General features: G+C 66.1%; 1 pseudogene. It reads right to left on the minus strand.

The features are described from left to right. Nucleotides 1–251: pseudogene (gene groEL, locus RAD10_RS42310) on the minus strand (chaperonin GroEL); the annotation flags it as partial.

Raw genomic sequence — 251 nt, forward strand, 5'->3', positions numbered from 1 at the left:
CCGGTCAGGATCGCGATGTCCTGCAGCATGGCCTTGCGGCGATCGCCGAAGCCCGGAGCCTTGACGGCCGCGACCTTCAGACCGCCACGGAGGCGGTTCACGACCAGAGTCGCGAGCGCTTCGCCTTCGACGTCCTCGGCGACGATCACCAGCGGCTTGCCGGTCTGCACCACGGCCTCGAGCAGCGGCAGCAGCTCGTTCAGCGAGGAGAGCTTCTTCTCGTTGATGAGGATGTAGGCGTCGTCCATCTC

The sequence above is a fragment of the Bradyrhizobium sp. 23AC genome, from assembly GCF_054863025.1.